Raw genomic sequence first — 7,395 nt, forward strand, 5'->3', positions numbered from 1 at the left:
AACTTCACCTCGGCGTATGGCGCCGATGGCGCCGGCACGCTGACCTATGCGCTGGGCGTGGTGGCGGGTGCCTCCGGGCTGACCGACACGGCCACCGGTGAGGCRGTCAACCTGTCGCTCAACGGCRGCGTGGTGGAAGGCCGCACAGCCACTACCCACCTGCTGGTGTTCACCGTCAGCGTGGCCGCCAACGGTGACGTCACCCTCGACCAGCAACGGGCCGTGGTGCATCCCGATCCAACCAATCCGAATGATTCGACGAGTCTGTCCTCGGACAATCTGGTAACCCTGACGGCGACCAAAACCGATGGAGACGGCGACAGCGCCCATGCCACGCTCAACATCGGCCAGAACCTGGTGTTCCAGGACGACGGCCCTGCACTTGCCTTCGGCAACCTGATCGGCACCGGTAGCATCCTTCCACAACAAGGGTACTGGGATCACTCGGCCGGAGCCGACGGACTGGGGGCAACCGGTCTGGATATTTCGTTGGTGAATAACCAATTCACCCTCGTCCGGCCAGACAACACGACCACCACCGGCACCGGCACGCTCACCGAGCAGTCGCCTTCACCGGACGTCAATGGCGCCTACCATTTCGCCGGCACGTTGACCGGTGATTTCGACAACAATGCCGCCACCGCGAATACCTCCGTCGACTACACGCTGACCGCCTATAGCAATGGCACCTATACACTGGACCTGGTGCAAGGCTTCAGTTCGCAGATTGTGCTGAGCAGTGCCGACGGCTCGCTCAGTGCCGGTGGCCCGGATCCAGTGCGCACATTGTTGATCCCACCGCAGAATCCGCCGACCATTCCTTCGCCATCCGAGGAGATTGTGTTCTTTTCCGCCAAGGCGACGGCGTCGACTTCGGACATCCTGACCGGCATCGGGGTCGGGAAACCCGACCCCACCGAAGCCCAGCTACAGACCACCCCCCTGCCCTCGTACATCGATCCGGCTGCCATGAACGTCAGCACGTCCGGCATCGGCGTCGGCAATAACATTCTCCAGGGAGACAACCTGGTGGCCATCAGCGCTGCCGATGAAAGTTTCGTGATCAATCCGGAGACCCTGCTGGCGGGCATGAAGATCTTCATCGACAACTCCGTGGGAGGTTACAACACGGCAACCGAAGACCTGTACTACAGGGCCTACTATGAGGATGGCACGTTCTCGGCCCTCACCGAGGTGAACACCGTGACGCCGGAGGCCGGTGGACAGGTGTCCTTCCTCGTTCAGCAACAAGGCACGAAGTTGATTGATGCGGTTCAGCTCACGATGGGCCGAGGCGATGTCAAGATCCCGGTGATCCAGTTCATTCAGCCGACCGAAAGCCTGGCCAGCGATATCAAGCTGGCGTTCAACGCGACGCTGACGGACAAGGATGGGGACTCGGCGACGAGTGGTTTCGACGCCAACCTGTTCGCCAACGACTTGGGCGCCACCTTCGACTTCACGCTGGTGGGCACAAGCGGTGAGCGGGATGCCTTCAACGTCGATTTGTCACTCACCCAGAACAAGTACCAGATCACCGGCTTCGATGCGAGCGCAGGGCTGCGCGACACGCTGGTGCTCAACGGCGACCAGAGCGCCGTTGTGCAGTCGATCGACAACAGCGGTGCAAATAGCATCGTGACGATTGCCGAAACGGGCGGACAAATCACGACCATCACCTTGGTCGGGGTTGATGTTCTGAATACCGACATTGTCCATGGCAGCGCCTGAGGCAGCGCGTGTGTGAAAGGATGCGAGGGTGACGAAAGTCACCCTCGCATTGTTTTTGCAGTTCCAAAATGAGATCGGCACGGATCGCATTCGCTGTGGATCCTGGAGCACCACAAGGCTTAAACACAGCGGGTAAATACGCGCCTACGCGGCAGACGACCGGCGAGGACGGCTAGGCCGAAACTCCTATCCCGCATGGGAGTATCGGCCAATGTTCAATCTCCAGCGCTTAGTCATAGTGGTAGAGGTCAATGGTCAGGCCTCGATGACCGTAATTGCTCAGGAGAACGTCATGACTATTCGCGAGCAAAACTCATCGCTAACGAGCGATCCGACCTCCCTCAACTTAATGTCGATTACAGCCAACGCCCTGAGCGTGACGCCCGGCGCAAACGTTACGCTGGACGAAACGGCCGGGCTACAGAACCTCACCGCCACGCCAAGCCCCGCGGGAGACGCTGACGACAACGACATTCTGGTGGCCTCCCTGCCCTCGGCCTTCTCTACCCGTTTGACCGCACTGGGTGCAGGTACCGCAACGGGTGCGGCCTTGAGTGGCTATACCGGTGCCGTGGGCGACACCGGCAGCAATGCATTCACCCTCACCGACCCGTCCGGCGTTACCGATATCCGCTTCGTCGACAGTGCTGGCGCACCGCTCAATGGCCTGGATAGCGGACTGGATACCCTCGATGGCACCAGCATCCTTCTCTATACGGATACGAGCAACAATAACATCGTGGTGGGCCGCGCCGGGGGCCCAGCTGGCGCGATCGTGTTCGCTGGCTATATCGATGAAACCGGATCGCCGGTCTCGGGTGGCAAGATCTGGACAGTGGAGTACCAACCGCTCAAGCATCCAGATATGACGAACCCCGATGATTCGGTCAATTTGCTGAATAAGGTGTTCATCGGAGTCACTCAGGACCTGGGATTCAGTTTGACCGGTGCGCCATCCGGTCAGAACCTCTTCCTGATGTTCACGAAAGCGAATCCGACCGTTGTCGATGATGGTGGTGTCATGCGGATCACCGATCCCTCCATCATTGCCACCGGCAAGGACCCCGCAGACCAGTCAAGTGGCGCCAACATAAATACCGGCGACACGATCAATACCAGCCAGGGTGGTGGGCCAACCACCATCGGCACCAACAACCAGATGATTACGGAACAGGAAGGCATCCGCTTTTCGTTCGTCACCGGTGCCCGACAGGATGTGACCGTTCCCAACCTTAGTCAGACCGAAGCTGATGTTGAATCCAACATCGACTTTACCGGCGTTTTCAATTCGAAGTCGGCCAGTTTCGACGTTGTGCAGTTGCAAAGTGGCAAGAGCGCTGTGGTAAAAGTCAGCGCATTCAGCACCGCTGCTGAACCTGGCGCGAACTTCATCAACGGATATGCGAATGATGCGCCAGTGGCCATCACCAATGTTCGCGTCTTGAACCTCAGCACCGGGCAAGTGATCGAGAATTCAGACGGTTCGGTGAATGATCCGGCCATTACCATCAGCATTGCGGGTGGGGTTGCAACCATCAGCGGCGTTCTGGCCGGCTACCAGATTGAATACACCACAGCCTCGGATCACAACCGCGTGCTCGTCGAGAACGGTGCAGCCATCGACGCCAAGGGCAATAACCACGCCGATTTTGATATCGATGGCTTCCATCTGCGCCAAGCCTCTACTTCGACCGCCGAAATCGGCTCCAAGATGATCTTCGAAGACGACGGGCCAAGTATCAGCGCCACTGGCACGGAGCCAACACTGACGGTTGACGAAACGGTACTGACCACCGACGCCACCCAGAACTTCRCCGCCAACTTCAGCTCGGCATTTGGCGCTGATGGCGCGGGCACATTGACCTACGCACTGGGTGTGGTGGCGGGCGGCTCCGGGCTGACCGACACGGCGACCGGTGAGGCCGTCAACCTGTCGCTCAACGGCAGCGTAGTGGAAGGTCGAACGGCCACCACCAACCTGCTGGTGTTCACGGTCAGCGTCGCTGCCAACGGTGACGTCACCCTCGACCAGCAACGGGCCGTGGTGCATCCCGATGCCACCAACCCCGATGACTCGACAAGCCTGACCTCGGACAACCTGGTGACCCTGACGGCCACCATCACCGACAAGGACGGCGATAGCACCCATGCCACCCTCAACATCGGGCAGAACCTGGTATTCAAGGATGACGGACCAAGCATCAGCACCACCGGCACCGAGCCAACACTGACGGTGGACGAAACGGTACTGACCACCGACGCCACCCAGAGCTTCGCGGCTAACTTCACCTCGGCGTTTGGCGCCGACGGTGCGGGTACGCTGACCTATGCGTTGGGTGTGGTAGCCGGTGCCTCCGGGCTGACCGATACGGCCACCGGTGAGGCAGTCAACCTGTCACTCAACGGCACCGTGGTCGAAGGACGCACGGCCATCACCAACCTGCTGGTGTTCACCGTCAGTGTGGCCGCCAACGGTGACGTCACTCTCGACCAGCAACGGGCCATAGTGCATCCAGACCCAACCAATCCGGATGACTCGAAGACGCTGACCTCGGACAATCTGGTGACCCTGACCGCCACCATCACCGACAAAGATGGCGACAGTGCCCATGCCACCCTCAATATCGGGCAAAACCTGGCGTTCAAGGACGACGGGCCAAGCATCAGCACCACCGGCACGGAGCCAACCCTGACAGTCGACGAAACGGTACTGACCACCGACGCCACCCAGAGCTTCGCCGCTAACTTCAGCTCGGCATTTGGCGCTGACGGTGCGGGCACCCTGACCTATGCACTGGGCGTGGTCGCAGGCGGTTCCGGGCTGACCGATACCGCCACCGGTGAAGCGGTCAACCTGTCGCTCAACGGCACCGTGGTCGAAGGCCGCACCGCCATCACCAACCTGCTGGTGTTCACTGTCAGTGTGGCCGCCAACGGTGACGTCACTCTCGACCAGCAACGGGCCGTAGTACATCCAGACCCAACCAATCCGGACGATTCGACCAGTCTGACCTCGGACAACCTGGTGACGCTGACCGCCACCATCACCGACAAGGACGGCGACAGTGCCCATGCCACGCTGAACATCGGGCAGAACCTGGTGTTCAAGGACGACGGACCGAGCATCAGCAGCACTGGCACGGAGCCAACCCTGACGGTCGATGAAACGGTACTGACCACCGACGCCACCCAGAGCTTCGCGGCTAACTTCAGCTCGGCATTTGGCGCTGACGGTGCGGGCACGCTGACTTATGCGCTGGGCGTGGTAGCCGGTGCCTCCGGACTGACCGATACGGCCACCGGTGAGGCCGTCAACCTGTCGCTCAACGGCACCGTGGTCGAAGGCCGCACCGCCACCACCAACCTGCTGGTGTTCACCGTCAGTGTCGCCGCCAACGGTGACGTCACTCTCGACCAGCAACGGGCCGTAGTACATCCAGACCCAACCAATCCGGACGATTCGACCAGTCTGACCTCGGACAACCTGGTGACGCTGACGGCCACCATCACCGACAAGGACGGCGACAGTGCCCATGCCACGCTGAACATCGGGCAGAACCTGGTGTTCAAGGACGACGGACCGAGCATCAGCACCACTGGCACGGAGCCGACGCTGACGGTCGATGAAACGGTACTGACCACCGACGCCACCCAGAGCTTCGCGGCTAACTTCAGCTCGGCGTTTGGCGCTGATGGTGCGGGTACGCTGACCTATGCGTTGGGCGTGACTGCCGGCCCGTCGGGACTGACGGATACAGCCACCGGTGAAGCGGTGAACCTGTCACTCAACGGCACCGTAGTCGAAGGCCGCACGGCCACCACTAACCTGCTGGTGTTCACCGTCAGCGTGGCGGCTAATGGCGACGTCACCCTCGACCAGCAACGGGCGGTGGTGCATCCCGATCCGACGAATCCGGATGATTCGACGAGCCTGACCTCGGACAATCTGGTGACCCTGACCGCAACCATCACCGACAAGGATGGCGACAGCGCTCATACGACCCTGAATATTGGACAGAACCTGGTGTTCAAGGACGACGGACCGAGCATCAGCACCACTGGCACGGAGCCAACCCTGACGGTTGACGAAACGGTACTGACCACCGACGCCACCCAGAGCTTTGCAGCGAACTTCAGCTCGGCGTTTGGCGCCGACGGTGCGGGTACGCTGACCTATGCGTTGGGCGTAACTGCCGGCCCGTCGGGACTGACGGATACAGCCACCGGTGAGGCGGTCAACCTGTCACTCAACGGCACCGTGGTCGAAGGCCGCACGGCCACCACCAACCTGCTGGTGTTCACTGTCAGTGTCGCCGCCAACGGCGACGTCACCCTCGACCAGCAACGGGCGGTGGTGCATCCCGATCCAACCAATCCGGATGATTCGACGAGTCTGACCTCGGACAACCTGGTGACCCTGACGGCCACCATCACCGACAAGGATGGCGACAGCGCCCATGCCACGCTGAATATTGGACAGAACCTGGTGTTCAAGGATGACGGACCGAGCATCAGCACCACCGGCACGGAGCCGACGCTGACGGTCGATGAAACGGTGCTGGCCACCAACGACACCCAGAGCTTTACCGCCAACTTCAGCTCGGCGTTTGGCGCTGACGGTGCGGGTACGTTGACCTATGCACTGGGCGTGGTCGCGGGCGGTTCCGGGCTGACCGATACCGCTACCGGCCAAGCGGTGAATTTGTCGCTTAACGGTACAGTCGTGGAAGGCCGCACGGCGATTAGCAACGATCTGGTATTCACCGTCAGCGTCGCCGCCAATGGTGACGTTACCCTCGATCAGATCCGCGCCGTGGTACATCCCGACCCAACCAATCCGGATGATTCGAAGACGTTGACCTCGGACAATCTGGTAACCCTGACCGCCACCATCACCGACAAGGACGGYGACAGYGCYCATGCCACSCTSAACATCGGCCAGAACCTGGTGTTCAAGGATGACGGACCGAGCATCAGCACCACCGGCACGGAGCCAGTCCTGACGGTCGATGAAACGGTGCTGGCCACCAACGACACCCAGAGCTTTACCGCCAACTTCAGTTCGGCATTTGGCGCCGATGGGGCCGGCACGCTGACCTATGCACTGGGTGTGGTAGCGGGCGGCTCCGGGCTGACCGATACGGCCACCGGTGAAGCGGTCAACCTGTCGCTCAACGGCAGCGTGGTCGAAGGCCGCACGGCCATCACCAACCTGCTGGTGTTCACCGTCAGTGTGGCCGCCAACGGTGACGTCACTCTCGACCAGCAACGGGCCATAGTGCATCCAGACCCAACCAATCCGGATGATTCGAAGACGCTGACCGCGGACAATCTGGTGACCCTGACCGCCACCATCACCGACAAAGATGGCGACAGTGCCCATGCAACACTGAACATCGGCCAGAACCTGGTGTTCAAGGACGACGGGCCAAGCATCAGCACCACCGGCACGGAGCCAACCCTGACGGTTGACGAAACGGTACTGACCACCGACGCCACCCAGAGCTTTGCGGCCAACTTCACCTCGGCGTATGGCGCCGATGGCGCCGGCACGCTGACCTATGCGCTGGGCGTGGTGGCGGGTGCCTCCGGGCTGACCGACACGGCCACCGGTGAGGCGGTCAACCTGTCGCTCAACGGCAGCGTGGTGGAAGGCCGCACAGC

2 protein-coding genes are annotated in these 7,395 nt (G+C 61.1%); both read left to right on the forward strand.

Annotated features, from left to right (window positions below; translation table 11 throughout):
• Positions 1-1,731 (forward strand): DUF5801 repeats-in-toxin domain-containing protein (locus tag AC1DIS_RS29570; RefSeq protein ID WP_477781279.1); only part of this gene is annotated, 1,731 nt, incomplete at its 5' end.
• A 292-nt stretch (positions 1,732-2,023) separates the two neighbouring features.
• Positions 2,024-7,395 (forward strand): DUF5801 repeats-in-toxin domain-containing protein (locus AC1DIS_RS29575; RefSeq protein ID WP_477781280.1); only part of this gene is annotated, 5,372 nt, incomplete at its 3' end.

This window comes from Pseudomonas sp. 05N433 (assembly GCF_056396925.1).